A 26,420-nucleotide genomic window follows, 5' to 3' on the forward strand; every position below is an offset into this window, starting at 1 on the left:
GTCCGCCCTTTTATCGATTCGGGAGCGTGGATGGGGTTCGACAAGAAAATTCGCGTGGTGGTGGTGGACGACTCCGCCTTGATCCGCAATCTGCTGACCTCCATCATCAACGAGGCGCAGGACATGGAGGTGGTGGCCACTGCCTCCGACCCGTTGATCGCCCGCGAGCGCATTCGAGAACTGGATCCCGACGTAATCACGCTGGATGTCGAAATGCCGCGCATGGACGGTTTGGAATTTCTGCGGCGCTTGATGCGCTTGCGGCCGACGCCGGTACTAATGATCTCCTCGCTGACGCAGCAAGGTTCGGAGGCGACGCTGACGGCGTTGGAATTGGGCGCCATCGACTTTATGTCCAAGCCGGCGCACGATATCGCCAGGCGGATGAACGATTACGCCGATGAGATACGAGACAAAATCCGGGCGGTGGCGGCCGCCAAGGTGCGTGCGCCGCACCGCTTTCATCGCAGGGTCGAGGCCTGTGGGCCGCAGGCACCTCTCTTGGGCGCCAGCATCCAGCAAGCGATGATTTTCGTGGGAGCCTCCACCGGCGGCACGGAAGCGATCCGAACCCTGTTGAGCGGCTTGCCGGCCGATGGTCCGCCGATTCTGATTGCTCAGCACATGCCCGAGTATTTCACCGCCAGCTTCGCCGCAAGGCTGAACAGTTACTGCCCGATGCGGGTAAAGGAGGCGGAGGCCGGCGAGCAGATCAAAACCGGCGTCGCCTATATCGCGCCAGGTAATTGGCATATGCGGGCGCAGGCCGCCGCGGGCGGTTTCCGCATTGAATTGGATCAGAGCGAGAAGGTGAACCGGCACCGGCCGTCGGTGGATGTGCTGTTCGACTCCGCCGCGCGCGGCCTGGGCAAGCGCGCCATCGGCGTGATCCTGACAGGAATGGGGAGAGACGGAGCGGACGGCCTGCGCAAGATGCGCGACGCCGGCGCGGTCACCTTCGGCCAGAACGAGGCCAGTTGCGTGGTGTACGGCATGCCGCGCGAGGCGATGAAGGCCGGCGGCGTGCAACAGGAGTGGCCGCTGGAAGCGCTGGCCTCCAAAATCATGGCCTGCCTGTACGGCAGGTCGGAAAAGGCGATGTTATGAAGAACGGCGCAGTGCATTTCAGCAGCCATTCCTATTTCGACAAGCATTTTCAAAGCCAGGCGGTGAAAGTATTTCCCGGCGGCTTCTACGTTACCAGCCAGCCGCAGTTGTTGGTGACGCTGCTGGGCTCGTGCGTGGCCGTGTGCATGTTGGACCGGGCGGCCAATGTAGCTGGCATGAACCATTTTCTGCTTCCCGAGGGCAGCATCGAGGTGGGAGAAGGCGCGTCCGCCGCGCGCTTCGGCGTTCACGCGATGGAGTTGATGATCACCGAGATGCAGAAGCTGGGCGCGATGCGACACCGGATGGAGGCCAAGGTGTTCGGCGGAGGCAACGTGCTGGAAGGCATGTCGGTGATGAACGTGGGCGAGCGCAACCGCCGCTTCATCCACGCTTATCTGGATGCGGAAAGGATTCCCATCCTGGCCGAAGACCTGCTGGGCGACTGTGCCCGCAAAGTGTACTTCTTCACTGACAGCGGCAAGGTGTTGGTCAAGAAGCTCAAGCGCAGCCGCAGCTTGATCAGCGAGGAAAACCGCTATCGTCAGCAGGTGTTGAAGCCGGAGGTGGCCGGCAAGTCCGGGGATATAGAACTGTTCATTTGAACCGGTTCTTAGAACCTGTTTACGATCTGCTGCGCGTCGGCGATACGGCGTTGAAAACCGTTTCGAAATGCTCATGTACCCTATGTACACTCCGCTTTCTCAGCGGTTTTCGCCTTGTCTCGCCTTAGCTAGCGAGATCGTAAACACGTTCTTAGCGCTCCAGGTGTTGCAGCTTGCCTTCGACCGCCGCCCAGTCCTCGTGGTCCGGCAGCGGATCCTTCTTCTCGGTGATCGTGGGCCAGAGCTTGGAAAGCTCGGCGTTGAGCGCGACGAAGCCTTCTTGTCCGGACGGCACGTCGTCTTCCGCGTAGATCGCGTTCACTGGGCATTCCGCCACGCACAGCGTGCAGTCTATGCATTCCTCCGGGTCGATCGCCAGGAAGTTGGGGCCTTCGTGAAAGCAGTCCACCGGGCAGACATCGACGCAATCGGTGTATTTGCATTTGATGCAGGCATCGGTTACAACGTAGGCCATGTTCGGCTCCTTGGTCGTCGAAAGCCGGCGGCGCCGTTTGGCGCGGCCGCGGGGCGATGATTTGAGCGTATCAGTCAACATTATTAGCCAGAAATTCCCTTCACAACGCATTGCCGCCGTAAATTTCCTATCCGTCATGAACGCTTCTCCCTATCGCGGGCGGTTTGCCCCCAGCCCCACCGGTTTGTTGCACGCCGGCTCCCTGTGCACCGCCATCGGCAGTTATCTGGAGGCGCGCGCGCGCGGAGGCGAGTGGTTGCTGCGGATGGAGGACCTGGATCCGCCGCGCGAGGTGGCCGGCGCCGCCGACGCCATCCTGCGCACCTTGGAAGCCTATGGCTTCGAGTGGGACGGCGAAGTGGTTTACCAAAGCCGCCGCCATGAGTTGTACCGGCATGCGTTGGAGCAATTGATCGCTTCCGGCCACGCCTATCCGTGCAATTGCACGCGCAAGAAGATCGCCGAGACCGCGCGGCGCGGCCTGGACGGTTACGTTTATCCCGGCCATTGCCGACTGAGGCGTCCGGAAGAGGGGGGGCGAGCCTGGCGCCTGCGGGTGGAACCCGGCGAGACCGTGGTGGATGATCGCCTGCAGGGGTCGTACCGGCAGAACCTGGCGGCCGATATCGGCGATTTCGTCTTGCTGCGCGCTGACGGCTATTGGGCTTATCAATTGGCGGTGGTGGTGGACGACGCGGAGCAAGGGGTGAACGATGTGGTTCGCGGTGCCGATCTGCTGGTGTCCACGCCGCGCCAGGTGGCGGTGCAGCAGGCGCTGGGCGTGGCGACGCCGGGTTATTGTCATCTGCCGGTGCTGGTCAACGCTGCGGGGGAGAAACTGTCCAAGCAGACGCTGGCGCCGGCGGTGGCGGCGGAGGACGCCGCCGCGACCTTGCGCCTGGCCTTAAGCCACCTGGGGCATGTTCCGCCGGAGGAGTGCGGCGGCCTAGCTGAGTTGTGGCAGTGGGCGCGCGCCCACTGGTCGCTGGCGAACGTGTCGGTCGGACCGGTGCTTGCCGGCTGAATTGCGCCGTTTTATGCCAAAATTATGCGTTTGACGTCTTTTTTTCCATCCCGGCTGGCCTATATTGGCATCTGCGCACGCGCTTGTTGCGCATCATCGGCCGCGGCAAGCGGGTCGCCATCGCCTTCTCCTTGATATACGGAAAATGCGACATGTTTTTATGTCGAATTTGTGTTCTAATGCCGCCTTTTTTTCATGCGCGCGCGTTGGCGCAAAGTCCCGCTTCAGTTGACTCCGGTCAAGCGGCTTAAAGAAAGCATGCCCAGCTTGCGGGCGCGGCCCTCTATCATGGGCGCTTTTTCAGCTGTATCAGTCTGAATGCGAACGGAACTGGCAAAACCCGTTCCGCCGGCGCCATCGCATGATCGTAGAAACACGCGCGCGCGGCGCGCCCGTCAATCGGCAGGCCCGATGGAGACCAAGCCTTGAGCAATACCAATTTAGACAGCAAGTCCAAGACCCGGGCGCTGGGCGTGTGGATGTGCACCGCCCTGGTGGTGGGCAATATGATCGGTTCCGGCGTGTTCCTGTTGCCGGCGTCGCTCGCGCCGTTCGGCGGCGTGTCGATGATAGGCTGGCTGCTCACCGCCGCCGGCGCGATCTGCCTGGCTTTGGTGTTCGCGCGGCTGGCGGCCATCTTGCCCAAGGAAGGCGGGCCGTACGCCTACATTCATGAAGCCTTCGGCGGTTTTGCCGGCTTCTGGATAGCCTGGGGTTACTGGATTGCGCTGTGGGCCGGCAACGCGGCGCTGGCGGTGGCCGCCACCAGCTATATGCAGGTGTTCTTTCCGGTGTTGGGGCACGATAATCTGCTGGCCGGCGTGTTCGCCATCAGCCTGATCTGGATCGTCACCTGGATCAACAGCCGCGGCGCGCGCAGTTCCGGCTTGGTGGCGGTGACGACCACCTTGCTGAAGCTGTTGCCCTTGGCCGCTGTCACCTTCATCGGGTTTTTCCATATGCAGCCGGACAACATCGTTTTCAACCCCCACGACAAGCCCCTGCTCAGTTCGGTGTCCGCCACCATGGCGCTGACCCTGTGGGCTTTTCTGGGGTTGGAGTCGGCGTCGGTGCCGGCTGGCGACGTGATAGCGCCGGAAAAAACCATTCCGCGCGCCACGGTGCTGGGCACCCTGATCGCCACGGTGCTCTACATCTTGTCCACGGTGGTCTTGATGGGCTTGATGCCGCCGGCGATGCTGGCCGCCTCGCAGGCGCCGTTCGCCGACGCAGCCAAGCTGATGTGGGGCGATTGGGGCTATTATCTGGTGGGGTTCGGCGCCATTGTTTCCTGCTTCGGCGCGCTTAACGGCTGGAGCTTGATGCAAGCGCACGTGCCGGCAGCCGCCGCGCATGACGGCCTGTTTCCCCGTCGCTTCGCTCAGATGAACCGCCAAGGCGTGCCTATTTTCGGCCTGGTGCTGTCCAGCGGCTTGGTGACGGTGCTGATGGCGATGAAATACGCCGGCGGCGACGGCGGCGTCAAAATTTTCGAGTTCATCATTCTGCTGGCCACCGCCACGACCTTACTGCCTTACGCCTTTTGCTCGATGGCCTTGCTGGCCATCATGTTGATGCGTCCTCAGCAGTTCCAGCGCAAGGACTACCTGGCGCCGCTGTGCTTCGCCGGGGTGGGCTTCGCCTATTCGGTGTGGGCTTTGTACGGTTCTGGCGCCGACATCGTGATGTGGGGCATGATCCTGTTGCTCTTGGGCCTGCCGGTCTATGTCTGGCAGGTGAAGGAACGTTACGCCGACCCTTCGTGAGTGAGCGGCGACGCTGGATCCAACACGCGGCCTTGGCCGCGTTTTCTTTGGGCGAAAGGCTATCGTCATGGCGGAATGGGCTTGCCTATGCCGCTGGCCGGTGGCCTACTAGGGCGCTTTGGTTTCAGACTGGGAGTTGCAATGAGGATAGCCGCCGTCGATAGCCTGCTTGTTACCATCGATTTCGCTTACCCGACGCCGGACGCGTTAACGCTGGCGCGGATGCGGGAGGAAAACGAGCCTTGCGCGCTGGAGCGCGCGGATGGTTTGTTTCCGGAAAACAGCTATTACCACGCCGGCCGCAAAGGCTGTGCCGAGCGGATGTCGGCGCGGACCTTCGTGGCGCGCCGCTTGCGCGAGGCAGCGGCGCGGCTGGCTCCGGAGTATGGCCTGTTATTGTTCGACGCTTACCGCAGCCGCGAGACCCAGGCCGATCTGTTTCAGATGGTGTTGGACGATGTGCGCGCCGCGCATCCGGATTGGGACGCGGCGGCGGTGGAGCGGCAGGCGCGCTTGTTTGCCGCCCATCCCGACGATACCGCCCGTTTCGCGGTGCTGCCGCACAATTCAGGCGGAGCGATCGATCTGGCGATCTGCCGGCGGGACACCGGCGAGATCTGCGATTTCGGCACGGCCTTCGACGCGGCGGAGCCGGCGTCGCGCACCGATTTCTTCGAAGCGCCGCATGATCCAGCACAGGGCTTTTCGTCCGAACGCTGGCTGGCGGTGCGCGACAATCGCCGCGCCTTGTTCAACCTGATGAAGCAGTCCGGCTTCAGCAACTATGCCGAGGAATGGTGGCATTACGACTTGGGCGACTGTCTGTGGGGACAGGCTCTGGGCGTGGACTGGGTTTACCCGTCCATGGAGCCGGCATCGGCCTGATTCGACGCGGCCGCCGCGGGGTCGAGGCGGCCACATCGTCAAGCGCTAGCCGGCCAGCGCTTTCAACCAGACCAGTGCGGCGCTGGCGCCCGCGTCGGGCACGCCTAGCGCTCGCTCGCCCAGATAGCTGGCCCGTCCCAAGCGCGGCCGCATGGCGGCGGTGGCCGCGCAGCCGCGTTCCGCCGCCTCCAGCGCGGAACGCCAGGCCTCGTTTGGACTCTGGCCAGTGTTCAGAGCGGTCTCGAAAGCGTTTGCGGCCGGCGTTAAGGCATCCAGCATGGTGCGATCGCCTAGCTGCGCGCCGCCCAGTTCCGCGATAGCGGCGACGCCGTCCTTGAACGCGGCGGCCCAGTCGAGCGGGCCGGGCGCGTTCGCCGTGTCCAGCCGCCGCGCCGCGCGCAGCAGAGCGGTGGAGTAGAACGGGCCGGAGCTGCCGGCGATGGCTTGGCGCAAGGCCTGGCCGACTGTGCGCAGCGCCGTGGCCGGATCGCTCCAGGCGCTGTCCGGCAAGGCACGGATCGCCGCCGCGCCGCGCTGCATGCTGACGCCCAGATCGCCGTCGCCGGCCGCGCCGTCCAGTTCGGTCAACAGCGGTTCGGCGGCGTCCAGCGCGTTGGCCGCGGCCCAGACCGCGGCGCGCAATTTGGGGTCGGCTTCGGCGACGGAGAGCGGCGTTGTCGAGCGCGGGGGCGCCGGACGCAGCTGGCGTCGCGCCGGCAGAAGGCCGGAGCCGGGCCAGGCCGGGGCCAGGGCGGTTTGATCCAGCCAGTTGAGGCGCTGTTCGTCCAGCGCCAGCAGCGACAGCGAGCAGCCCGGCATTTCCAGCGCGGTCATGAAGTTGCCGCTCCACAGCCGTTCCACTCGCAAGCCGCGCTGTCGCGCCGAGGCCAGCGCGCTGCGCGCCACGATGGCGAGCTCCATCGGCGGAGTGCCGCCCAGGCCGTTGACCAACATCGCCACCCGCTGGCCGGCTTGCCAATCCTTGTCGCGGACAATGGCGTCGAGCAGCGTCGCGCATAAGGCGTCGGCGGATTGGCGCGGCACGCGGCGCACGCCGGCTTCGCCGTGGATGCCCAGGCCCAGTTCCACTTCGTCGTCGCCTAGGTGAAAGCCGGGGCGGCCGGTGGCCGGCACGGTGCAGGCGCCCAGCGCCACGCCCATGGTGGCCACTTGTTCCGCCGCCTGTCGCGCCGCGGCGGCGACCTCGGCCAGGCTGGCGCCGTTGGCGGCGGCCGCGCCGGCGATCTTGTGAACCAGAACGGTGCCGGCGATGCCGCGTCGACGCGCCGGCTCCACGGTGTCGCGCAGCGCTACATCGTCGGCCACCACCACGCTGTCGACGGCAATACCCTCGGCGCGGGCAAGCTCCGCAGCCAGGCCAAAGTTCAGCCGATCGCCGGTGTAGTTCTTGATGATCAGCAGCACGCCTTTGGGGCCGGCGACGGCATGGATCGCCGCCAGCACGGTGTCAACGCTGGGGGAGGTGAAGACGTCGCCCACCGCGGCGGCGTCCAGCATGCCGTGGCCGATGTAGCCGGCGTGGGCGGGTTCGTGACCGCTGCCGCCGCCGGAGATCAGCGCCACTTTGTCGAGCAGGCCGGGGGCGGGAAGGTCCGCGCGCAGCAAGACGTTTTCCTCTTCGAGCAGCGCCAGCCCGGGCAGGGTGTCGGCCAGGCCTTCCAGCATCTCCCGCGCCACATGGCGCGGATCGTTGATTAGTTTTCGCATCGCGGTTTCCTTTCCAGATTGGATAGAGATCGTGCTGGGTAAAGATGGATGTCATCTTACGATCAGCTTTGCTTGGAGGGGGAGTTTGTCGATTACGTGATCGATAACGAAGTGAAATATGTTCGCAATCAATCTTAAACGAAGCAATGCTGGTTCAATGTTTTGCGGTTTCGAATATTTTAAGCCATTGTTTAAGTTGAAGATAAACGCGGCTTGCCAAGGCCCGGTTCAGCAACCATAATCTGGCACGTCATGCAGGAGAGAGTGGCCGTCCGCGCCACCGCCGAAGGCGCAAGCGCACCCGCAATCGCTCAGGCAAAAGGACTGCATCATCGGACTGGCCGCAGCCAGTTCGCCGAATCTGGAGAGCGGCATCCACGGATGCCCACCGAAGGGGCTAACGGCCGCAAGGCCGGAAAATCTCAGGTGCAGGGACAGAGGGGTGTAGGGAATAGAGCAACACTACACGCTTTTGCTAAGGACGCACCCATGACGGCCCCGAAACGCACGCCCCTGTTTGAATCCCATATCGCCGCCGGCGCCAAGATGGTCGATTTCGCCGGCTGGGAAATGCCCATCCATTACGGCTCCCAACTAAAAGAACATGAAATCGTGCGTAGCGACGCCGGCATGTTCGACGTTTCTCATATGACGGTGCTGGACATCAGCGGGCCGGACGCCAAAGCTTGGCTGCAGCGCTTGATCGCCAACGACGTGGCCAAGCTCGGCTTCGAAGGCAAGGCGCTGTATTCCGGCATGCTTACCCCCGACGGCACCGTGGTGGACGATCTGATCGTCTACCTGACTTCCTACGGTTACCGCATGGTGATCAACGCCGGCACCACTGACAAAGACCTGGCCTGGATGGAAGGGCGCAAGGCGGATTTCGACGTGGACATCAAGGTGCGCCGCGATCTGTCCATCCTGGCGGTGCAGGGCCCGCAGGCCATCGCCAAGGTCTGCGCGGTCAAGCCCGAGCTCGCCGACGTCATCCAGGCCTTGAAGCCCTTCCAAGGCCAGCCCGCCGGCGATTGGTTCTACGCCCGCACCGGCTACACCGGGGAAGATGGCCTGGAAGTGATGCTGCCCGGCGTCGAGGCCGCGGCCTTTTTCCAGCAACTGCAGGCCGCTGGCGTGGCGCCGATAGGCTTGGGCGCGCGCGACACCCTGCGCCTGGAGGCCGGCATGAATCTGTACGGCCACGATATGGACGAAACCGTTTCCCCGCTGGAAGCCGGCATGGGCTGGACCATCGCCTGGGAACCGGCTGAGCGCGACTTCATCGGCCGCAAGGCGCTGGAAGCGCTGAAAGCCGCCGGCGTGAAGACCAAGCAGGTGGGCCTGGTACTGGAAGGCCGCGGCGTGTTGCGCGAAGGCCTGAAAGTGGTGGTGGAAGGGGTTGGCGAAGGCGTGATCACCAGCGGCACCTTCTCGCCCACCCTCAAGCATTCCATCGCAATCGCGCGCGTGCCGGCCGCCACCGGAGACAAGGCGCTGGTGGACCTGCGCGGCACTTTGACCGAGGTGCGCGTGGTCAAGATGCCGTTCGTGCGCAACGGCAAAAAAGTTTTCGCCTGAGCGGCGTGCTTGGGCAGGCCGCGAGACGCGGCCGGGAATATCGTTGTAAGACCTGGATTTGACTGGAGACACTCATGAGCAACATCCCCGCCGAACTCAAATACGTTGAAAGCCACGAATGGCTGCGCCTGGAAGCCGACGGCTCCGTGACCGTGGGCATTACCGAGCACGCGCAGGAACTGCTGGGCGACATCGTTTTCGTCGAGCTGCCGAAAGTGGGCGCCAAGCTGGCCAAGGAAGAGCAGGCCGGCGTGGTGGAATCGGTGAAGGCCGCTTCCGACATCTACTGTCCGGTTGTCGGCGAAGTGCTGGCCATCAACGAGGAGCTGGAAGCCGAACCGGAACTGGCCAATAGCGAACCCTACGGGGCGGGTTGGTTCTTCAAGATCAAGCCGGCGGATCCGGCGGACTTGGACGCCCTGATGGACGCCGCCGCCTACGCCAAGGAAATTGGCGCCTGATGGTGAAAACCGCCTCGCAGTCCTAATCGGTCGCGAGGCGTTTTTTTCGCCCGGATATCCAGCAACACCCGATTGGCCGCGCAAGCCGCGGCGCGGACGGCAAGCACAGAAGGTCCCGTACTCATGTCTCTCTCCGAACTTTTCAACCGCAAAGAATTCATCTTCCGCCACATCGGCCCGTCCGACACCGAGCGCGAGCAAATGCTGGCCGCCATCGGCGTGGCCTCCATCGACGAACTGGTGGCGCAGACGCTGCCGGCCGACATCCGCCTGAACCGCAAGCTGGAGCTGCCGGATCCCATGCCGGAAGCCGAGGCGCTGGCCGCGCTGAAGGCTGTCGCCGCCAAGAACGTGGTTAATAAATCCTTCATCGGCCAGGGCTATTACCCGGTGCTGACCCCGACGGTGATACTGCGTAATCTGCTGGAAAATCCGGGCTGGTACACGGCTTATACGCCGTATCAGGCCGAGATCGCTCAAGGCCGTCTTGAAGCCTTGCTGAATTTCCAGCAAATGGTGATAGACCTGACCGGTCTGGAACTGGCCAACGCGTCCTTGCTGGACGAGGCCACCGCCGCCGCCGAGGCGATGGCGATGACGCGCCGGGTGTCCAAGGCTAAGTCCGGCCAGTTTTTCGTGGACAGCCGTGTGCTGCCGCAAACCCTGGACGTGATGCGGACCCGCGCCAAGTACTTCGGCTTCGAACTGGTGCTGGGCCACCCGGAAGAAGCGGGCAAGGGCGAATACTTCGGCGCCTTGTTCCAGTATCCGGGTGAGGCCGGCGATTTGATCGACCTGACCCCGCACATCGCCGCGGTCAAGGCCAAGGGCGCGGTGGCGGTGGTGGCCGCCGACATCATGGCCCTGGTGGCGTTGAAATCGCCGGGCGAGATGGGCGCGGACGTTGCCATCGGCAACACTCAGCGCTTTGGCGTGCCGATGGGCTTCGGCGGCCCGCACGCCGCTTACTTCGCCTTCAAGGACGAGATGAAGCGCTCGGCGCCGGGCCGCATCATCGGCGTGTCGGTGGACGCCAAGGGCAAGACCGCGCTGCGCATGGCGCTGCAGACCCGCGAGCAGCACATCCGCCGCGAAAAGGCCAACTCCAATATCTGCACCAGCCAGGTGCTGCTGGCCAATATCGCCGGCATGTACGCGGTGTACCACGGTCCGGAGGGCGTCAAGCGTATCGCCGCCCGCATCCACCGTCTGGCCGCCATCTTCGCGCACGCGGTCAAGGCCGCCGGCGGCAAGTTGGTGTTCGATCGTTTCTTCGACACGGTGCAAGTGGACGCGCCCAAGGCCGACGCGGTGTATCAGGCGGCCTTGGCCGCCGGCTACAATCTGCGTCGCGCTGGCGGCAATGTGCTGGGCGTGGCCTTCCACGAAGCGGCCAGCGAGGCCGATCTGGCGCGCCTGATCGAAATCTTCACCGGCAAGAGCGCCGATATCGTGGCCTTGGACGCCGCGGCCGCCGACGCGATTCCGGCCGGACTGAAGCGCGAATCCGCCTTCATGAGCCACCCGGTGTTCAACACCCATCATAGCGAGCACGAGATGCTGCGCTATATGAAGAAGCTGGAAAGCCGCGACCTGGCGATGAATCATTCGATGATCTCGCTGGGCAGCTGCACCATGAAGCTCAACGCCACCAGTGAAATGATCCCGATCACCTGGCCGGAGTTCGCCAATATGCATCCGTTCGCCCCGCGCGAACAGACAGTCGGCTATCTGGAAATGATCGCCGGCCTGGAAACGCAGCTGCGCGCGATCACCGGTTTCGACATCATCTCTATGCAGCCCAATTCCGGCGCCCAGGGCGAGTACGCCGGCCTGCTGGCGATCAGCCGTTACCATGAGTCGCGCGGCGACGGCCAGCGCAATATCTGCCTGATTCCGCGCTCCGCCCACGGCACCAACCCGGCCACCGCGCAGATGATGAATATGCAGGTGGTGGTGGTGGATTGCGACGAGGCCGGCAACGTCGACGTCGCGGATCTGAAAGCCAAGGCTGAGCAGCATTCGGCTCAGCTGGCGGCGCTGATGATCACCTATCCGTCCACCCATGGCGTGTTCGAGCAGCCTATCCGCGAAATCTGCGCGATCATCCATCAGCACGGCGGCCAAGTGTATATGGACGGCGCCAACCTCAACGCCCAGGTGGGCTTGTGCCGTCCGGCCGACATCGGCGCCGACGTGTCGCACATGAACTTGCACAAGACCTTCTGCATTCCGCATGGCGGCGGCGGCCCGGGCATGGGCCCCATTGGCCTGAAAGCGCATCTGGCGCCCTTCATCGCCAACCACGTGGTGGCCTCGGTGCCCACCGCCCAGCCGGGCCAGACCGCGGTGTCGGCGGCGCCTTTCGGCTCCGCCTCCATCCTGCCCATCTCCTATATGTATATCGCGATGATGGGCGCGGAAGGCATGAAGCAGGCCACGGAGAACGCCTTGCTGTCCGCCAACTACGTGGCGACGCGGCTGGCCGAGCATTTCCCGGTGCTGTACACCGGCGCCAACGGCCGGGTGGCTCATGAGTGCATCATCGATCTGCGTCCGCTCAAGGCCTCCAGCGGCGTGACCGAAGTGGACGTGGCCAAGCGGCTGATGGATTACGGCTTCCACGCGCCGACCATGAGCTTCCCGGTGCCGGGCACGCTGATGATTGAGCCGACCGAGTCCGAGCCCAAGGCGGAGCTGGATCGATTCATCGCGGCGATGGCGGCTATCCGTCGGGAAATCGACCAGGTGCAGAACGGCGTGTGGCCGGCGGACGACAATCCCTTGTGCAACGCGCCGCACAGCAAGGCCGACATCGCCGGCGACTGGCAACGTCCATACAGCCGCGAAACCGGTTTGTTCCCGCTGCCCTATGTGCTGGAAAACAAGTTCTGGCCCAGCGTCAACCGCATCGACGACGTATACGGCGACCGCAATCTGGTGTGCAGCTGCCCGTCCACCGACAGCTACGCCTGATCCGCGCAGGCGGACGCCAAACCACCCCGGCCCAGGCCGGGGTTTTTTTACGCGTCGACGCGTCGATACGGCACTGGAGTTGAATGGATATACGACTATCATATTTAATGAGGAATATGACGGCAGGCTTGCCACCCTTGATCCGCAAACCCCACCGATAGGAGGCTGCGTTGGCGTTGAACGCGCAGGTTGCGATTGCCGCACCGGATTTTCAGCTGCTGTTCGAACGGGCGCCCGGCCTGTATTTAGTGCTGGATACCGATTTCAACGTTATCGCCGCCAGCGATATTTACCTGCAGACGACCTTGACCCGGCGCGAGTCCATCCTGGGGCGCAATCTGTTCGACATCTTTCCGGTCAATCCCGCCGAGCCGGAAGGCGAGGGCTCGCGTAATCTGCGCATTTCTTTGCAGCGCGTGCTGGCCACCGGCGTCGAGGACAGCATGGCGATGCAGAAATACGATATCCCGCGGCCGGATGGCAGTTTCGAAGAGCGTTATTGGAGTCCGACCAATTGGCCGGTGAAGCGCGCAGACGGCAGCGTGGCCTGCATCATTCACAGCGCGCAGGACGTCAGCGAGTTCGTGCGCTTGCGGGGCAAGAACGCAGTGCCAGATTTTCCCGTCGAATGGTTGAAGAATGACGCGGCGGCGCTAGAAGCCGAAATGGTGAATCAGCACGCGCAGATCGCCCGTGCCAACACCGATTTGAAGGAGTCGAATAGCGAATTGGCCCGCTTGAATCAGCAAATGCGGGAGCTGGACCAGATGAAGACGCGATTTTTCGCCAACGTCAGTCATGAGCTGCGCACGCCGCTGACGCTGATTCTGGGGCAGGTCGAACGTTTTTTGTCCGGGCAAGCCGAGCCGGGCGAGGCTCCCAATCTATCGCTGATCCAGAGGCAGGCGCGCATGTTGTTGCAGCAGGTGAACGATTTGTTGGACGTGGCCAAGCTGGACGCCGGGGAGTTGAAGCTGCGTTATGTGCAGCTGGATCTGGCCGAGTTAGTGCGCCACGTGGCTTCTTATTTCGGTTCTCTGGCCAGCGACCGACACATCGATTACCAAGTGGCCGCGCCGACAACGGCGCCGGCTCAGGTGGATGCGATCAAGCTGCAACGGGTTTTATTGAACCTGTTGTCCAATGCCTTCAAATTTACGCCGGACGGCGGTCATATTCAGATCGCGTTGGAACTGCGAGGGCGGCAGGCCGACATTCGGGTGCGGGACAATGGGCCGGGGGTGCCGGCCGAGATGCGCGACAAGGTTTTTGAGCGCTTCGTGCAAGTGGAGGACGGCGATTACGGCCGCCATGGCGGCACTGGGCTGGGCCTGGCCATCGTCAAGGAGTTCATCGAACTGCACCATGGCGACGTGCGTTTGTCCGCGGCGGAGGGCGGCGGCGCCTTGTTCCGACTGACCCTGCCCTTGGAGGCGCCGGCGGGAACGCCGGTGGTGTCGGAATATTTGCGGCTGGATGATCTGCTGGCCGGCGGCGCGGTGCCCTTACCGGCGCCGCAAGTGGGCGAGACCACGGCCTTGCCGGACAAGGGCGGCCAGGCGTTGGTGCTGTTGGTGGAAGACAACAGCGATATGAGCGCCTTCATCGCCGGCGCGCTGGGCAAACACTATCGAGTCATGACGGCGCCGGAGGGCGGCCGCGGTTTGCAATTGGCGTTGAGCGAGCAGCCGGACTTGATCATTAGCGACCTCATGATGCCGGGCATGGGTGGCGAAGAGCTGGTGTCGGCGCTGCGCGGCAACCGGCAGACCGAGGACATTCCGGTGGTGATGCTGTCGGCGCGGGCCGACGATTCGTTGCGGCTGCGAATGCTGCAGAACAGCGTACAGGAGTTCTTGTTCAAGCCGTTTTCAGTGGCGGAGCTGCTGGCGCGGGTGGGGAGATTGATCGGAGAGCGGCGCCGCTCGGCGATGCGTCTGAAGCAAGCGTTGTACGCGGCGGAGCAGATTGCCTGGGAGTTGGACCTGGTCGACGGAATCTTGCATGAGGAGGGGCCGGTGGGGCGGATTTTCGGACGGGCCGAAGATTATCGCCACGACAGCCTGGACGCCTTGCTGAGGCAAATCCATCCGGAGGATCTGGATGCGCTGCGCCGGCGCTGGCTGGCTTTGCCGGCGGAGGCCGGAGAGAGCCTGCACGAATGCCAGTTTCGCATCGCCGCGCCGGAGGAGGCGCCGGTCTGGATGCAGGTGAGCGCCAGCCTATGGCGAGACGAGCAGGGGCGGCCGCGGCGCGCGATGGGTTTTGCCCGCGACGTATCCACTCTGAAGCGTTCGCAACTTGATATCGAGTTTCTCGCCAAGCATGACAGTCTGACCCAACTGCCCAACCGGGTGCAGCTGAATGAGCGGCTGCAATGGAGCTTGAGGAATCATCAGCGCTCGGGACGGCGCTTGTACCTGCTATTGGTCGATTTGGACGATTTTCGCCTTATCAACGACAACCTGGGGCATGAGGTGGGGGACCGCCTATTGCGCATCGTGGCCGAACGGCTGCGCGCTTGCGTGCGCGGGCATGACCTTTTGTTCCGCATCGGGGGCGACGAGTTTGTGGCTTTGGCCGAAAACGCCGCGGACGGCGATGCCGACAGCCTGGCTGAACAAATGCTGGCGGCGCTGGCGGCGCCGTGTCAGGACGGAGATCACCGTTATTTTTTGTCCGCCAGCATTGGCGTTAGCTGCTGCCCCTGCGACGCCGACACGCCGGAGGGTTTGATGCGCGACGCCGATATGGCGATGTATCGCGCCAAGTACGCAGGCAAGAACGGCTATTGTTTCTTCTCCGAGGATATGGCCGACGGCGTGCGTCAGCGCCTGCAGATCGAAACCGGCCTGCGCCAGGCGCTGCAGCGGCAGGAACTGAGGTTGGAGTACCAGCCGCAATTGACGCTGCGCAGCCAAGACATGTTGGGGGTGGAGGCCTTGTTGCGCTGGGAGTTGGATGGGCGCAGGCAATCGCCGGCCGAGTTCATCGCCATCGCCGAAAAGACCGGCCTGATCATCGATATCGACGAATACGTGTTCCGCAATGTCTGCAAGCAGGTCGTGACCTGGCGAGGGCAGGGGCTGCCGCCCTGGCGCGTCAGCGTCAATCTGTCGGCGCGCTTCTTCGGTTTGCCGGACGCCGTATCGCGCTTGCGCGTGATCGCAGAAGAAAGCGGGGCGCCGCCGGAGCAACTGTGCCTGGAAATCACCGAGGGCACCTTGATGGACGCGGACAGCGCGATGAAGGCGCTGCCGACGCTCAAGCGCATGGGCTTTCACGTCAGCGTGGATGATTTCGGCACCGGCTTTTCCTCATTGTCCTACCTTAAGCGGCTGCCCATCGATGAATTGAAGATAGACCGCAGCTTCATCATTCGGCTGGATAGCGACGAGCGCGATCTGGCGATGGTGGCGGCCATCGTGTCGATGGCCGAAAGCCTGAGCCTGCAAGTGCTGGCCGAAGGCGTGGAGACCGAGTCCCAGCACGCCTTGCTGCTGGCGCGCGGCTGTCATAGCGGTCAGGGCTATCTGTATTCGCGATCTTTGCCGGCCGAGGAGCTGGTGGCCTGGTGGCGCAGCCGTTTCGAGTAATCAGGGGGCGGGCGGATTGATGCCGGGCACGGCCTCGCCGGGCAGCCAGCGCCGGTACAAGGAGGCGAAGCTGCCGTCGCGCTTCATCTCGTCCAGCGCCTGCTGCCAGGCTTTGATCACCGCATCCGGCGTCTGGCGGGAAAAGGCGATGTAACCGTAGGTGTGGGAGAAGGTCAGCGCTTTGCGTACCTGAGAGGGGTCGAAGCCCTGTTGCCGTAGTTGGTGGGGCAGGGTGGTGTTTTCACTGACGATGACATCGGCGCGCTTGCGCATCAGCATGGTCAGCAGTTGATCTGGAGTGGCGACGGTGGCCAGGTTGGAGAAATTCTGCGCGCTCAGCAGCTGTTGCAGATACCAGTCCCGCACCACCATGATCTGCGGCAATTTGCGAGCGTCGTCCAGCGTCTGCAGCTTGATCGGGCTGTCCCGTCGCACGAATAGGCAGCCCAGGGTTTCGGTGACCGGGCCCACCCACTTGAACATGCGTTCCCGTTCCGGGGTGCGATTGGTGTTGAACAGCACGGTGTTCGGCTGCTGTTGCGCTTGGCGGTAGCCGCGCGCCCAGGGCACAACCGAAATGGGGTCGTGGTTGCCGACGCGGCGTTGTATGCCTTGAACCACCTCCACCACCAGGCCGGCGGCCTTGCCGTCTTGCTCAAACGTCAGAGGCGGATCATCCTCGGTGAGGATGTCCAGCGCGGGACCCGGCGCGGCCCGCGGTTGCGTGGCGGCAAGGCAGGTCAAAAGCAGGGCAAGCAGGCAGTGACGGCGGGTCATGTCGATGGCGCTTTGTATTCTGGCTGTCCGCTTTGACTGTAGCGGCAATTTGCGCCGGGCTCAAATTTCGGCCTTGTCCGCGGCGCGAATATGAATATGCATAATCGATGGTTTGTTTTTTGCGCTTATTCGCTTAACCTTCGTTTCTGATACTGAAGATGCCATGCAGTTTGATAAGGAAATGCCGATGAACAAGCAATTGACGCTGTTGGCCTTGGCCCTGGCGCCGACCCTGGCGCTGGCCGCGCGCCCGTTGACCGTGTGCACGGACGCCAATCCGGAAGGTTTCGACGTGGTGCAGTACAACTCCCTCGTCACCACCAACGCGTCGGCGGACGTGCTGATGAATCGCTTGGTCGAATACGATCCGGCCGCTCGCAAAGTGGTGCCGGGGCTGGCTGCCAGTTGGCAGATCAGCGAGGACGGCCTCAGCTATACCTTCAAGTTGCGGCCCAATGTCGCGTTCCACGTCACCGATTACTTCAAGCCTGGCCGCAAGCTGACGACCGACGACGTAGTGTTTACTTTCGAACGCATGCTCAACCCCGCGCACCCTTGGTACAAGAGCGCGCCGAACGGTTATCCGCACGCACAGGCTATGCAGTTCCCCAAGCTGATCAAGGCCGTGCAGAAGGTAGACGCCAATACCGTGCGGTTCGAGCTGAACTATCCGGAAGCCACTTTCCTGTCCAGCCTGACCATGGGTTTCGCATCGATCTATTCAGCCGAATACGCCGGGCAGTTGCTGGCGGCCGGCCGTCAGACGGACTTGAACGCCAAGCCCATCGGTACCGGCCCTTTTGTCTTCCGCAGCTTCCAGAAGGACGCGGTGGTGCGCTATGCGCCGAACCCCGGCTATTGGGGAGCCAAACCCAAGATCGGCGCGCTGATCTACGCGATCACTCCTGATTCGGCTGTGCGCGTACAGAAACTGAAGGCGGGAGAATGCCAGCTGGCCTTGTCGCCCAAGCCGCAGGATGTGTTGGCTGCCAAGGGCGATTCCAAGCTGAAGGTGTTGCAGACCCCGGCCTTCATGACGGCTTTCATTGCCTTCAACAGTCAGAAAAAGCCGCTGAACAATCCCTTGGTGCGACAGGCGCTCAACCTGGCTTTCGACAAGAGCAGCTATCTGAAAACGGTATTCGACAATACCGCCACCGCAGCGGACCTGCCTTATCCGCCTAATACCTGGAGCTATAACAAGGGCGTGAAACCTTATCCCTACGATACGGCGCGCGCCAAGAAGCTGTTGGCCCAGGCCGGCTATCCCGACGGTTTCGAAACCACGGTATGGGTGCGGCCCAGCGGCAGCACGTTGAACCCCAATCCCAAAGCAGGCGCCGAGCTATTGCAATCAGATCTGGCCAAGATAGGCGTCAAGGTGCAGATCAAGGTGATTGAGTGGGGGGAACTGATCAAGCGCGCCAAAGCCGGAGAGCATGAGCTATTGTTCATGGGTTGGGCCGGCGACAATGGCGACCCGGACAACTTCCTGACCCCGCAGTTTTCCTGCTCGGCGGTACAGTCCGGCACCAATTTCGCGCGTTTCTGCGACGCGAAACTGGACAAATTGATCAGCGACGGCAAGAAAAGCAGCGACTTCGCGCAGCGCGCCAAGTTGTATCTGGCGGCGCAGAAGTTGATACAGGAACAAGCCTTGTGGCTGCCGTTGGCGCATCCTACCGCTTACGCATTGGCAAGCAAGGGTTTGAGCGGCTATGCGGTTAGCCCGTTTGGACGGGTGGACTTTGGGCAAGCGCAGTTGAATTAAGCTAGGTGGACTGGCCGCTTGCGGCTGGTCCGTCAGGTTTTGTCAGCACCGGGCGCTAGACTCCGAGTAATGTTCGGATATGAACTTATACGTGAGTATTTTCCCGTATTAAGTAATTCAGCATCGTATTTTTGTTGAAATGTTGTTTTAGCGTATTTATTTTTTCGATTAGAAACTGTCTGCTTCCTAAGAATGACATTGCTTGAGTGCGTGCTTGTTATCTTGAGCAGAAGCGTAGTGCGCAGAGAGCAGGTGGAAAGAGGGCTGGGAAGTCAAAGGCCGGTGCGAGCCATTGTCTTGGCTGTGGCGGTATTTTCCCCGCATCCGCGCCGATCTTGCCGCTATTTTACCGCGTTGCGCGGATGCCACGTCGGCCGCTAGATCACGGTGAATGCGGCAGGAAAGACAGTCTTTCATGCAAAATGTTCCAAATCATCAGAACTACGCAATTTAATAATAATTATTCTAATTTTTTCGACGTATTTTTAAGTGTTATTGGGAAATAATCTTAAAAAGAACAGCATTTTTCCCACCGTCTCTAGTTGAAACTACTCACTGGCCTATTTAGCGTGCGCTCACCCTCGCTTATGGCAAAAGTTTCGCGTATCATCAAACCTTGGTTGGGATAAACATGACATAAGAATATAATGCAAACTAGACGAACACAACAAAGTCGTAGGGAGTCCACCATTGGGAAACTGGTGGAAGCGGCCATCGAGTGTCTGCTGGAGTTTGGCTATCACGGTACCAGCGTGCAGTTGATCTGCAGCCGGGCCGGTGTCTCCCAGGGGGCCTTATTCCGCCATTTCGCCACCAAGAACGAACTGATGCTGCCGGTGGGGCGCAAGGTGGTCGACGATATTTTCGAGGCCGGCCTCAAGCTGGCGGCGGAAATGCCCGGCACGATGCCGGAAGAGGAGAGAATCGTCGCGCTGATGAAGGCCTTGGTGCTGTCGCCGCGCCACATCGTGTTGATGGAACTGCTGATGGCGGCGCGAACCACCGCCGACTTGCGAGAAATCTTCCTGGCCAGCTCCAGCAACTACTTCCGCGACCGCTTCGTTGCGATGATGGCGTCGCTGTTTCCGCGTTACGCGATCTCTACCGGCTTCTTCGCCACTTTGTTGACCATGATGACCACCTTCCACGGCATGGCTTTGTACCGAATGCTGAACGAACATCCGGAAGGGGACAAAATGCGCGAACAGTGGTTGCTGACCGCCTTGCGCACCGAACTGGAGCGCATCCGCGCGGAAGGCGCTGATAGCCGTAACCCTTTGTACCAGCTTCCGTTCTAAACCGCTTCGCCGCCGGTCGGGGGGAACTGCAGTTTGACGCTGAGCCCGCCTCCGGCGTTGCGGCTCAACTCCACCGCCGCTCCGTGCCGGTGAGCGATCTCCCTGACAATGGCCAAACCCAGGCCGCTCCCGCTGCTGGCTGCGCCGGCGATGCGATAAAAACGCAGCCATACCTTGTCTTGTTCCGTTTCGGCGATGCCGGGGCCGTTGTCGTCGACGCGCAGCCACGGCGCCGGCAACGCGCCGGCCGCGATCGTGATCCGCGCGTCGCCGTTGCCGGGATGGTAGCGGATGGCGTTGTCCAGCAGGTTGCCCAACAATTCCCGCAGCAGACCGGCGTTGCCGCGTATCCGCACCGTATCTTCTCCCTCGTAACCCAGATCCGCGCCTTGGCCGTGCGCCCAGGGCGCTTGCTCCAGTGCCCACTCCCGGACCCAGGCGGCGAGGTCCATGTCGTCCAGTTCGATGGCCTGGCCGTTGTCCGGCTCCACCCGCGCCAGTTGCAATAGCTGGTGCACGCCATGACTGGCGCTGTCCAGCGAGGCGAGCAATTTGTCCAATTGTTGACGCAATGAAGATTCCTGCGCCTGGCGTCGCGCCAGCTCCGCCTGCGTCCTCATCACCGCCAGCGGCGTTTTCAACTGATGGGCGGCGTCGTCGATGAAGCGGCGGCGCGCCGCCTGCAATTTATGCCAGCGCACGCCTTGCTGGTTCAGCGCTTCCACCAAGGGCGTCAACTCGGTGGGCAGCTCGCGGCTGGGCAGGGGGCTGAGATCGGTTTCCTTGCGGGCCACCACATTACGGGACAAACGACGCAAAGGGCGCAGGCTATGGCTGACCGCCAGCAGCACGATGGCGAGCATGATGACGCCGAGCAGCGCCTCCTGCGCCAGGGAGCCGATGAGCAGGGTGCGCGCCAGCTGTTCCCGAGACTCCGGCGTTTCCGCCACTTGTATCCATACGTCCTGGCTGCGCAGCGTGCTCATGTCGCGCACCGATAGCCTCAAGGTCAGCAAGCGCAGCGTTTCGCCGTGGTAGGGGATGTCCATGTAATCGGGCTGGTAGCGGATGGACTCGCGCCGGCGCGGCGGTGGCAGCGGCAAGTCGTCGTAGCCGGTGAGCAGCGTGCCGTCCGCTTGGCTGACGCGATAGAACACTTTGCCGGAGGCGTTGGACTCGAACATCTGCAAGGCGAAATAGGGGATGTCCACGCTGACGGCGCCGTCATGGGCGGCGACGCCGTCGGCGATGGCGCGGCCGGAGCTGAGCAACATGCGGTCGAAGGCGGTATTGGCCGCCTGCAAGGCGCGGTTGTAAGTCATCCAGCCGTCCAGCGCCAGCATCAGCAGCAGCGGAATGGACAGCCCGAGCAGCAATTGCTTGCGCAAGCTGGCGGGTTTGAGGCGAGAGAGGGCGGTTCGCATTTATGGTGTGGTCAATAGGTAGCCCAGCCCGCGCAAGGTGACGATGGAAACCGGCTGGCCGGCCAGCTTTTTGCGCAAGCGGTGCACATAGATTTCAATGGCTTCGGCGCTGCCGCTTTCATCCAGGCCGAAAATCTTTTCCGATAGCTGGCTTTTGCCTATGGCCTTGCCGCCTTGCAACATCAACACTTCCAGTACCGCGTGTTCGCGCGGCGTCAAGTGTAGCGCGTCGCCGCTCAGCTGAAACTGGCGGCCGACGCTGTCGTAGCTGAGGGGGCCTAATTCCAGCAGCGGGCTTTCGCGGCCGTGGCTGCGGCGGATCAGCGCGCGCACCCGCGCCTCCAGTTCGTTGAGGTCGAAGGGCTTGGCCAGATAGTCGTCGGCACCCAGGTCCAGCCCGCGCACCCGCTCTTCCACCGAGCCGTGCGCGGTCAGTATCAGCACTGGCAACGTTTGCTTGCGGCCGCGCAGCCGGCGCAGCACTTCCCAGCCGTTGAGTTTGGGCAGGTCCAGATCCAGGATGGCCAGCGCGTAGTCCTGGGTGCGAAGCACATGATCGGCGTCGCTGCCGTTGAGCATGCAGTCCACGGCGAAGCCGGCTTGGCGCAAGGCCTGGGCCAGCGATTCGGACAAGGCCGGATTGTCTTCCACCAAGAGCAGGCGCATGGTTGGGTCACTGAAAGCGGATTGAAAGCTTTACTCTAATATCATGGCTGGGGAAGCGAAGCCAATAGAGCTGCGCGATTCGAAAGATGTCGCGAACATCTTCATCTACCTAGGAGCAACACCATGAATAGAGTCAGAAGCCTGTCCGCGCTGTGCTGTGCGCTGGGCTCCGCCGCCGCCTGGGCGGCGCTGCCCGCCGGCTATCCCGCCGCTTACCAGAGTCTGGTGGACGCCGCCCTCAAGGAGGGCAAGGTGGTGGTGTATTCGGCCACAGACAGCGCCGCGGCGAGGCCCTTGATCAAGGATTTCCAAGCCTTGTACCCCGGCGTCAAAGTGGAATACCACGATATGAACAGCACCGAGATCTACAACCGCTTCATCAGCGAGAACGCGGCCAACAGCACTAGCGCCGATGTGGTGTGGAGCTCGGCGATGGATTTGCAAGTGAAGTTCGTCAATGACGGCTACGCCGCCAGCTACGCTTCGCCGGAAGCGGCCAATCTACCGGCTTGGGCGCATTATCAGCAGCAAGCCTACGGCACCACATACGAGCCGGTGGCCATCGTCTACAACAAGCGTTTGCTGAAGCCGGAGGAAATTCCGCAGACCCGCGCCGACCTAGTGCGCATCCTCAAGGCGAATCCGGCTCGTTTCAAGGGCAAGGTCACCACTTACGATGTGGAAAAGTCCGGCGTCGGCTTCAACTTCCTGACCCAGGACGTGCGCCATAACGCCAACGGCGCCTGGGAACTGGCGCGTACGCTGGGTGCCACGGGGGTCAAACTGCAGACCTCCACCGGTGCGATGATGGAGCGGATCTCCTCGGGCGAGAACCTGATCGGCTACAACATCCTCGGTTCCTACGCTTACGCCAAGGCGAAAAAGGACCCGGCCATCGGCTACGTCTATCCCAAGGACTACACCCAGGTGGTCAGCCGCTTGGCCATCATCTCCAAGAAGGCGCGCAATCCCGGCGCGGCGCGGCTGTGGCTGGACTATTTGCTGTCCAAGCGCGGCCAGAGCGTGCTGGCCAACCAGTCCGAGCTGTTCTCGCTGCGCGGCGACGTGAGCGGCGCGGCTTCCATCGCCGCCTTGAACCAGCAATTGGGCGGCAGCGCCAAGCCCATCCAGGTGGGCACCGGCCTGCTGGTCTATCTGGACCAGGCCAAGCGGCTGGATTTCATGCGTCAGTGGCAGCAGGCGCTGAAGAAATAGCGTCCCCTTCCGGCCATTGCGGCCGACGTTTCCAATGACAGAATCAGCCGTCCGCCACGCGCGGACGGCGCAGAGGCCTGCGCGCAGGCCTGGGAGCAAGCATGAATTCCTCGATTAATCCGGCAGCCCCCGCCGAGGCGGCCAAGGCCGCCGCCCACGGCGGCTGGCCACGTGGGAGCGCTGCCGGCCGTTGGCTGGTTTTGGGCGCGCTGGCCCTGCTGGTATTGACCCCGCTATCACTGGTGATCTATCAAAGCCTGCTGGATCAGCCCTTTTTCATGGCGGACAAAAACGTGGGGCTGGTCGCCTATCGCTTTGTGTTCGCCGATCCCGATTTCTGGTCCGCGCTCGGCAATTCGCTGGTGATCGCCGCCGGCATGGCGCTGATCGCCATTCCGCTGGGCGGGGTGCTGGCGTTTTTGATGGCGCGCACCGACTTGCCCGGGAGACGCTGGCTGGAGCCCTTGCTGCTGACGCCAGTGTTTGTGTCGCCCATGGTGTTGGCCTTCGGTTACGTGGTGGCGGCCGGGCCGGTGGGTTTTTATTCTTTGTGGTTCAAGCAGTGGTTCGGCGTGGAAGAGGTGCCGTGGAACATTTATTCGCTGCTCAGCATCGCGGTAGTGGCGGGGTTGACCCATGTGCCGCATGTCTATCTGTACGCGTCGGCGGCCTTGCGCAATCTGGGCTCGGACGTGGAAGAGGCGGCTCGGGTGGCCGGCGCTAGCCCCTTCCGCGTGGCGCGCGACGTCAGCCTGCCGATGGTGATGCCCTCCATGTTGTTTGCCGGCGTACTGGTGGTGTTTCTCGGCTTCGAGGTATTCGGCCTGCCGCTGGTGCTGGGCGATCCGGAAGGGCATCTGGTGCTGGCCACTTATCTGTACAAGCTGACCAATAAACTCGGCGTGCCGTCCTATCACCTGATGGCCGCGGTGGCGGTGTGTCTGATCGCCATTACTTTCCCGCTGGTCCTGTTGCAGCGCCGGCTGTTGCGCAGCGCTCAGCGTTTCGTCGCGCTCAAGGGCAAGGCCGGTCGCCAGCATCCGCTATCGCTGGGGCCGTGGCGATATCTGGCGCTGGCCATCGTGCTGTTGTGGCTGTTTCTCACCGTGGTGGTGCCGATTTCCGGCATTGCGCTGCGCTCCGTGGTCAGTCACTGGGGCGAGGGCGTGTCATTGCTGGAGACCTTGACGCTGGATCATTACGCGCTGGTGTTCGAGGAAGACAACATCGTCCGCGCCATCGTCAACACGCTGGGTGTCGGCGTGATCGGCGGCGCGCTGGCGGTGGGCTTCTACACCCTGGTCGGTTTCGCGGGTCATCGTCGCCACGATTGGGGGGCGCGCTTGCTGGATTACCTGGTGCTGTTGCCTCGCGCGGTGCCGGGCATCCTGGCCGGCTTGGCCTTTCTGTGGGTGTTCTTGTTTGTGCCCGGCCTACAAGGCGCGAAGAACAGCATGCTGTCGATCTGGTTGGCCTACACCGTGGTCTGGCTGGCCTATGGCATGCGCTTGGTGCAGAGCGCCTTGCTGCAAGTAGGGCCGGAGCTGGAAGAAGCCGCTCGCACCGCCGGGGCCAGTCAGCGGCGGACCAGTCTGGACGTGACCTTGCCTTTGATCCGTTTTGGTCTGCTGTCCAGTTGGCTGCTGATCTTCATGATTTTCGAGCGTGAGTACTCGACTGCGGTGTATCTGTTGTCGCCGGGCACCGAGGTGATCGGTTCCCTGCTGGTGTCCTTGTGGGCCACCGGCGCGGTGGACCAAGTGGCGGCTCTGTCTGTGATCAATATTTTGATGGTGGGCGCCGGCTTGGCGCTGGCCTTGCGTCTGGGAGTGAAACTGCATGACTAAGCTGAGCGTGCGCGATCTGCATCTGAATTACGATCAGAATCCAATCTTGAAGGGTGTTTCCTTTGATCTGGCCGCCGGCCAGGTGGTGTCCTTGCTTGGCGCTTCCGGCAGCGGCAAGACCACTTTGCTGCGCGCTATCGCCGGACTGGAGCAGCCGTCGGCAGGTCAAATCCTGCTGGACGGCGGGCCTTTGTATGACGCGTCCGCCGGCTGCAATCTGGCGGTGGAGCAGCGTTCCCTCGGCCTGGTGTTCCAGTCTTACGCCTTGTGGCCGCATCGCACCGTGGCGCAGAACGTCGGCTATGGTTTGAAATTGCGCCAGACTTCGACGGCGGAGATCGCCGCAAGGGTGAGGCAGATTCTGGACAAGCTGGGGCTAGGGCATCTGGCGGAGCGCTATCCGCATCAATTGTCCGGCGGCCAGCAGCAGCGCGTGGCTATCGCCCGGGCGCTGATTTACAACCCGCCGGTGATCCTGCTGGACGAGCCGCTGTCCAATCTGGATGCCAAGCTGCGCGAAGAGGCGCGCGCGTGGTTGCGCGAACTGATCGTGTCGATGAACTTGTCCGCCTTGTGCGTCACCCACGATCAGGGTGAGGCGATGGCGATGTCGGACCAGATTTTGTTGTTGAAGAACGGTCGTATCGAACAGGCAGGCAGTCCTACCGAGCTGTATTCCGCGCCGGCTTCCCTTTATACCGCGCAATTCATGGGGGCCAACAATACGTTGCAGGCCAAGGTGGCTGCTCGGGACGGCGCCAGTGTCACCTTGCAGGGCGAGGGCTGGAAACTTCGCGCCACTGCGAGGCAGGCATTGCAGGTGGGGCAGCAGGCCGAGGCGGTGATCCGTTTGGAACGGTTGCGCGTGCAGGATGAGCCGGGCGGCAACAGCCTGCCGGCCTGCTTGATCGCGTCGATGTATTTGGGCGACCGCTGGGAATACCTGTTGCAGCATGGAGATCTGCGCTTGCGCGCCTTTGGTCAGCAAGCCAAGCCCAAGGGCGAGTGCTGGGTGGAATTCGGGTTGGAGGATACTTGGGCGTTCGAGGCGGCGCCGGCCTGATTCCAGGCGCAGCAGGGGCATGACAGGGCGAGCGTGCAGCTTGCCCTTTTTTCATGGAGGTGTGGCGGAGACTGACTGTATTTTGCTAGAGACTATCGTTTATAGCTATCGCAGGAATGGCAGTGAACCGGAGAAGAAGGCTCCGGCAATGAAAAAGG

The 26,420-nt window shown here is 62.5% G+C and carries 19 protein-coding genes and 2 riboswitches; of the genes, 14 read left to right on the forward strand and 5 right to left on the reverse strand.

Features of this window, described 5'->3' with window-relative positions; genetic code table 11:
• The first annotated feature begins 30 nt into the window (after nt 1-30).
• Both B0T39_RS09695 and cheD read left to right on the forward strand, forming a co-directional pair.
• Nucleotides 31-1,107 carry a protein-glutamate methylesterase/protein-glutamine glutaminase gene (locus tag B0T39_RS09695; protein WP_081546100.1) on the forward strand — a complete coding sequence of 359 codons (1,077 nt, stop codon included), beginning with the start codon at nt 31-33 and terminating at the stop codon, nt 1,105-1,107.
• Nucleotides 1,104-1,712, forward strand: coding sequence for a chemoreceptor glutamine deamidase CheD (gene cheD, locus B0T39_RS09700; RefSeq protein WP_081546104.1), 609 nt, complete (start codon nt 1,104-1,106; stop codon nt 1,710-1,712). Before B0T39_RS09695 ends, cheD begins: the two co-directional genes overlap by 4 nt.
• A 151-nt stretch (nt 1,713-1,863) precedes the next feature.
• On the opposite strand, the gene fdxA is transcribed toward cheD, so the two are convergent.
• A complete protein-coding gene (gene fdxA / locus B0T39_RS09705; protein ID WP_081546107.1) occupies nt 1,864-2,187 on the reverse strand; it encodes a ferredoxin FdxA in 324 nt (107 codons plus the stop codon).
• Between the two features lie 136 nt (nt 2,188-2,323).
• Between fdxA and gluQRS the strand changes: the two genes are divergently transcribed.
• The 3 genes from gluQRS to B0T39_RS09720 all read left to right on the forward strand — a co-directional run bounded on the left by gluQRS (nt 2,324) and on the right by B0T39_RS09720 (nt 5,862).
• Nucleotides 2,324-3,211 carry a tRNA glutamyl-Q(34) synthetase GluQRS gene (gene gluQRS, locus B0T39_RS09710; RefSeq protein ID WP_081546242.1) on the forward strand — a complete coding sequence of 296 codons (888 nt, stop codon included), beginning with the start codon at nt 2,324-2,326 and terminating at the stop codon, nt 3,209-3,211.
• A 425-nt stretch (nt 3,212-3,636) separates the two neighbouring features.
• Nucleotides 3,637-4,977 carry an amino acid permease gene (locus B0T39_RS09715; protein WP_254894532.1) on the forward strand — a complete coding sequence of 447 codons (1,341 nt, stop codon included), beginning with the start codon at nt 3,637-3,639 and terminating at the stop codon, nt 4,975-4,977.
• 141 nt (nt 4,978-5,118) lie between these two features.
• A complete protein-coding gene (locus B0T39_RS09720; protein WP_176219531.1) occupies nt 5,119-5,862 on the forward strand; it encodes a M15 family metallopeptidase in 744 nt (247 codons plus the stop codon).
• A 45-nt stretch (nt 5,863-5,907) separates the two neighbouring features.
• Here the strand turns inward: B0T39_RS09720 and B0T39_RS09725 are convergent, their stop codons facing one another.
• Nucleotides 5,908-7,590, reverse strand: coding sequence for a dihydroxyacetone kinase family protein (locus B0T39_RS09725; protein ID WP_081546114.1), 1,683 nt, complete (start codon nt 7,588-7,590; stop codon nt 5,908-5,910).
• Between the two features lie 245 nt (nt 7,591-7,835).
• Nucleotides 7,836-7,927: riboswitch (glycine riboswitch) on the forward strand.
• A gap of 14 nt (nt 7,928-7,941) precedes the next feature.
• A riboswitch (glycine riboswitch) is annotated at nt 7,942-8,038 on the forward strand.
• A gap of 41 nt (nt 8,039-8,079) precedes the next feature.
• Between B0T39_RS09725 and gcvT the strand changes: the two genes are divergently transcribed.
• The 4 genes from gcvT (at nt 8,080) to B0T39_RS09745 (ending at nt 16,201) form a co-directional block, all read left to right on the forward strand.
• On the forward strand, nt 8,080-9,168 hold the full coding sequence (gene gcvT, locus B0T39_RS09730) for a glycine cleavage system aminomethyltransferase GcvT (RefSeq protein WP_081546118.1): 1,089 nt from the start codon (nt 8,080-8,082) through the stop codon (nt 9,166-9,168).
• Between the two features lie 74 nt (nt 9,169-9,242).
• Nucleotides 9,243-9,629: a glycine cleavage system protein GcvH gene (gene gcvH, locus B0T39_RS09735; RefSeq protein WP_081546121.1), complete on the forward strand. Its 387-nt coding sequence runs from the start codon at nt 9,243-9,245 to the stop codon at nt 9,627-9,629.
• A gap of 123 nt (nt 9,630-9,752) precedes the next feature.
• Nucleotides 9,753-12,605 (forward strand): aminomethyl-transferring glycine dehydrogenase, encoded by a 2,853-nt coding sequence (gene gcvP, locus B0T39_RS09740; RefSeq protein WP_081546125.1) that lies wholly within the window; start codon nt 9,753-9,755, stop codon nt 12,603-12,605.
• A 170-nt stretch (nt 12,606-12,775) separates the two neighbouring features.
• Nucleotides 12,776-16,201: an EAL domain-containing protein gene (locus B0T39_RS09745; RefSeq protein ID WP_081546129.1), complete on the forward strand. Its 3,426-nt coding sequence runs from the start codon at nt 12,776-12,778 to the stop codon at nt 16,199-16,201.
• On the opposite strand, the gene B0T39_RS09750 is transcribed toward B0T39_RS09745, so the two are convergent.
• Nucleotides 16,202-16,978: a substrate-binding periplasmic protein gene (locus tag B0T39_RS09750; RefSeq protein WP_081546133.1), complete on the reverse strand. Its 777-nt coding sequence runs from the start codon at nt 16,976-16,978 to the stop codon at nt 16,202-16,204. It lies immediately after the preceding gene.
• A 187-nt stretch (nt 16,979-17,165) separates the two neighbouring features.
• On the opposite strand from B0T39_RS09750, the gene B0T39_RS09755 reads away from it, so the two are divergent.
• Both B0T39_RS09755 and B0T39_RS09760 read left to right on the forward strand, forming a co-directional pair.
• On the forward strand, nt 17,166-18,749 hold the full coding sequence (locus B0T39_RS09755) for an ABC transporter substrate-binding protein (protein ID WP_081546136.1): 1,584 nt from the start codon (nt 17,166-17,168) through the stop codon (nt 18,747-18,749).
• 647 nt (nt 18,750-19,396) lie between these two features.
• On the forward strand, nt 19,397-20,047 hold the full coding sequence (locus tag B0T39_RS09760; RefSeq protein WP_081546138.1) for a TetR/AcrR family transcriptional regulator: 651 nt from the start codon (nt 19,397-19,399) through the stop codon (nt 20,045-20,047).
• Here B0T39_RS09760 and B0T39_RS09765 read toward each other — a convergent pair.
• Both B0T39_RS09765 and B0T39_RS09770 read right to left on the reverse strand, forming a co-directional pair.
• The gene (locus tag B0T39_RS09765) at nt 20,044-21,471 is read right to left on the reverse strand and encodes a sensor histidine kinase (RefSeq protein WP_081546140.1); all 1,428 of its coding nucleotides are present in this window, start codon (nt 21,469-21,471) and stop codon (nt 20,044-20,046) included. The genes B0T39_RS09760 and B0T39_RS09765 overlap by 4 nt on opposite strands.
• Entirely contained in the window at nt 21,472-22,137 is a 666-nt protein-coding gene (locus B0T39_RS09770) for a response regulator (RefSeq protein WP_081546142.1), read from the reverse strand.
• A gap of 123 nt (nt 22,138-22,260) precedes the next feature.
• On the opposite strand from B0T39_RS09770, the gene B0T39_RS09775 reads away from it, so the two are divergent.
• From B0T39_RS09775 to B0T39_RS09785, 3 genes are all read left to right on the forward strand, one after another.
• Nucleotides 22,261-23,352: an ABC transporter substrate-binding protein gene (locus B0T39_RS09775; protein ID WP_081546144.1), complete on the forward strand. Its 1,092-nt coding sequence runs from the start codon at nt 22,261-22,263 to the stop codon at nt 23,350-23,352.
• Between the two features lie 101 nt (nt 23,353-23,453).
• Complete coding sequence (locus B0T39_RS09780) at nt 23,454-25,199, forward strand: ABC transporter permease (RefSeq protein ID WP_081546146.1); 1,746 nt, start codon at nt 23,454-23,456, stop codon at nt 25,197-25,199.
• The gene (locus tag B0T39_RS09785; protein ID WP_081546148.1) at nt 25,192-26,262 is read left to right on the forward strand and encodes an ABC transporter ATP-binding protein; all 1,071 of its coding nucleotides are present in this window, start codon (nt 25,192-25,194) and stop codon (nt 26,260-26,262) included. Before B0T39_RS09780 ends, B0T39_RS09785 begins: the two co-directional genes overlap by 8 nt.
• Nucleotides 26,263-26,420: the final 158 nt, after the last annotated feature.

The sequence above is a fragment of the Chromobacterium haemolyticum genome, from assembly GCF_002081825.1.
Classification (GTDB): domain Bacteria; phylum Pseudomonadota; class Gammaproteobacteria; order Burkholderiales; family Chromobacteriaceae; genus Chromobacterium; species Chromobacterium fluminis.

Excerpts from the sequence above, each read along its gene's own strand:
- B0T39_RS09725 (WP_081546114.1), bottom strand. The coding sequence starts at position 7,590 with ATGCGAAAACTAATCAACGATCCGCGCCATGTGGCGCGGGAGATGCTG.
- cheD (WP_081546104.1), top strand. The coding sequence starts at position 1,104 with ATGAAGAACGGCGCAGTGCATTTCAGCAGCCATTCCTATTTCGACAAG.
- gcvH (WP_081546121.1), top strand. The coding sequence starts at position 9,243 with ATGAGCAACATCCCCGCCGAACTCAAATACGTTGAAAGCCACGAATGG.
- B0T39_RS09765 (WP_081546140.1), bottom strand. The coding sequence starts at position 21,471 with ATGCGAACCGCCCTCTCTCGCCTCAAACCCGCCAGCTTGCGCAAGCAA.
- B0T39_RS09780 (WP_081546146.1), top strand. The coding sequence starts at position 23,454 with ATGAATTCCTCGATTAATCCGGCAGCCCCCGCCGAGGCGGCCAAGGCC.
- B0T39_RS09760 (WP_081546138.1), top strand. The coding sequence starts at position 19,397 with ATGCAAACTAGACGAACACAACAAAGTCGTAGGGAGTCCACCATTGGG.
- gcvT (WP_081546118.1), top strand. The coding sequence starts at position 8,080 with ATGACGGCCCCGAAACGCACGCCCCTGTTTGAATCCCATATCGCCGCC.
- B0T39_RS09750 (WP_081546133.1), bottom strand. The coding sequence starts at position 16,978 with ATGACCCGCCGTCACTGCCTGCTTGCCCTGCTTTTGACCTGCCTTGCC.
- B0T39_RS09720 (WP_176219531.1), top strand. The coding sequence starts at position 5,119 with ATGAGGATAGCCGCCGTCGATAGCCTGCTTGTTACCATCGATTTCGCT.
- B0T39_RS09755 (WP_081546136.1), top strand. The coding sequence starts at position 17,166 with ATGAACAAGCAATTGACGCTGTTGGCCTTGGCCCTGGCGCCGACCCTG.
- B0T39_RS09695 (WP_081546100.1), top strand. The coding sequence starts at position 31 with ATGGGGTTCGACAAGAAAATTCGCGTGGTGGTGGTGGACGACTCCGCC.
- B0T39_RS09770 (WP_081546142.1), bottom strand. The coding sequence starts at position 22,137 with ATGCGCCTGCTCTTGGTGGAAGACAATCCGGCCTTGTCCGAATCGCTG.
- gluQRS (WP_081546242.1), top strand. The coding sequence starts at position 2,324 with ATGAACGCTTCTCCCTATCGCGGGCGGTTTGCCCCCAGCCCCACCGGT.
- fdxA (WP_081546107.1), bottom strand. The coding sequence starts at position 2,187 with ATGGCCTACGTTGTAACCGATGCCTGCATCAAATGCAAATACACCGAT.
- B0T39_RS09785 (WP_081546148.1), top strand. The coding sequence starts at position 25,192 with ATGACTAAGCTGAGCGTGCGCGATCTGCATCTGAATTACGATCAGAAT.
- gcvP (WP_081546125.1), top strand. The coding sequence starts at position 9,753 with ATGTCTCTCTCCGAACTTTTCAACCGCAAAGAATTCATCTTCCGCCAC.
- B0T39_RS09775 (WP_081546144.1), top strand. The coding sequence starts at position 22,261 with ATGAATAGAGTCAGAAGCCTGTCCGCGCTGTGCTGTGCGCTGGGCTCC.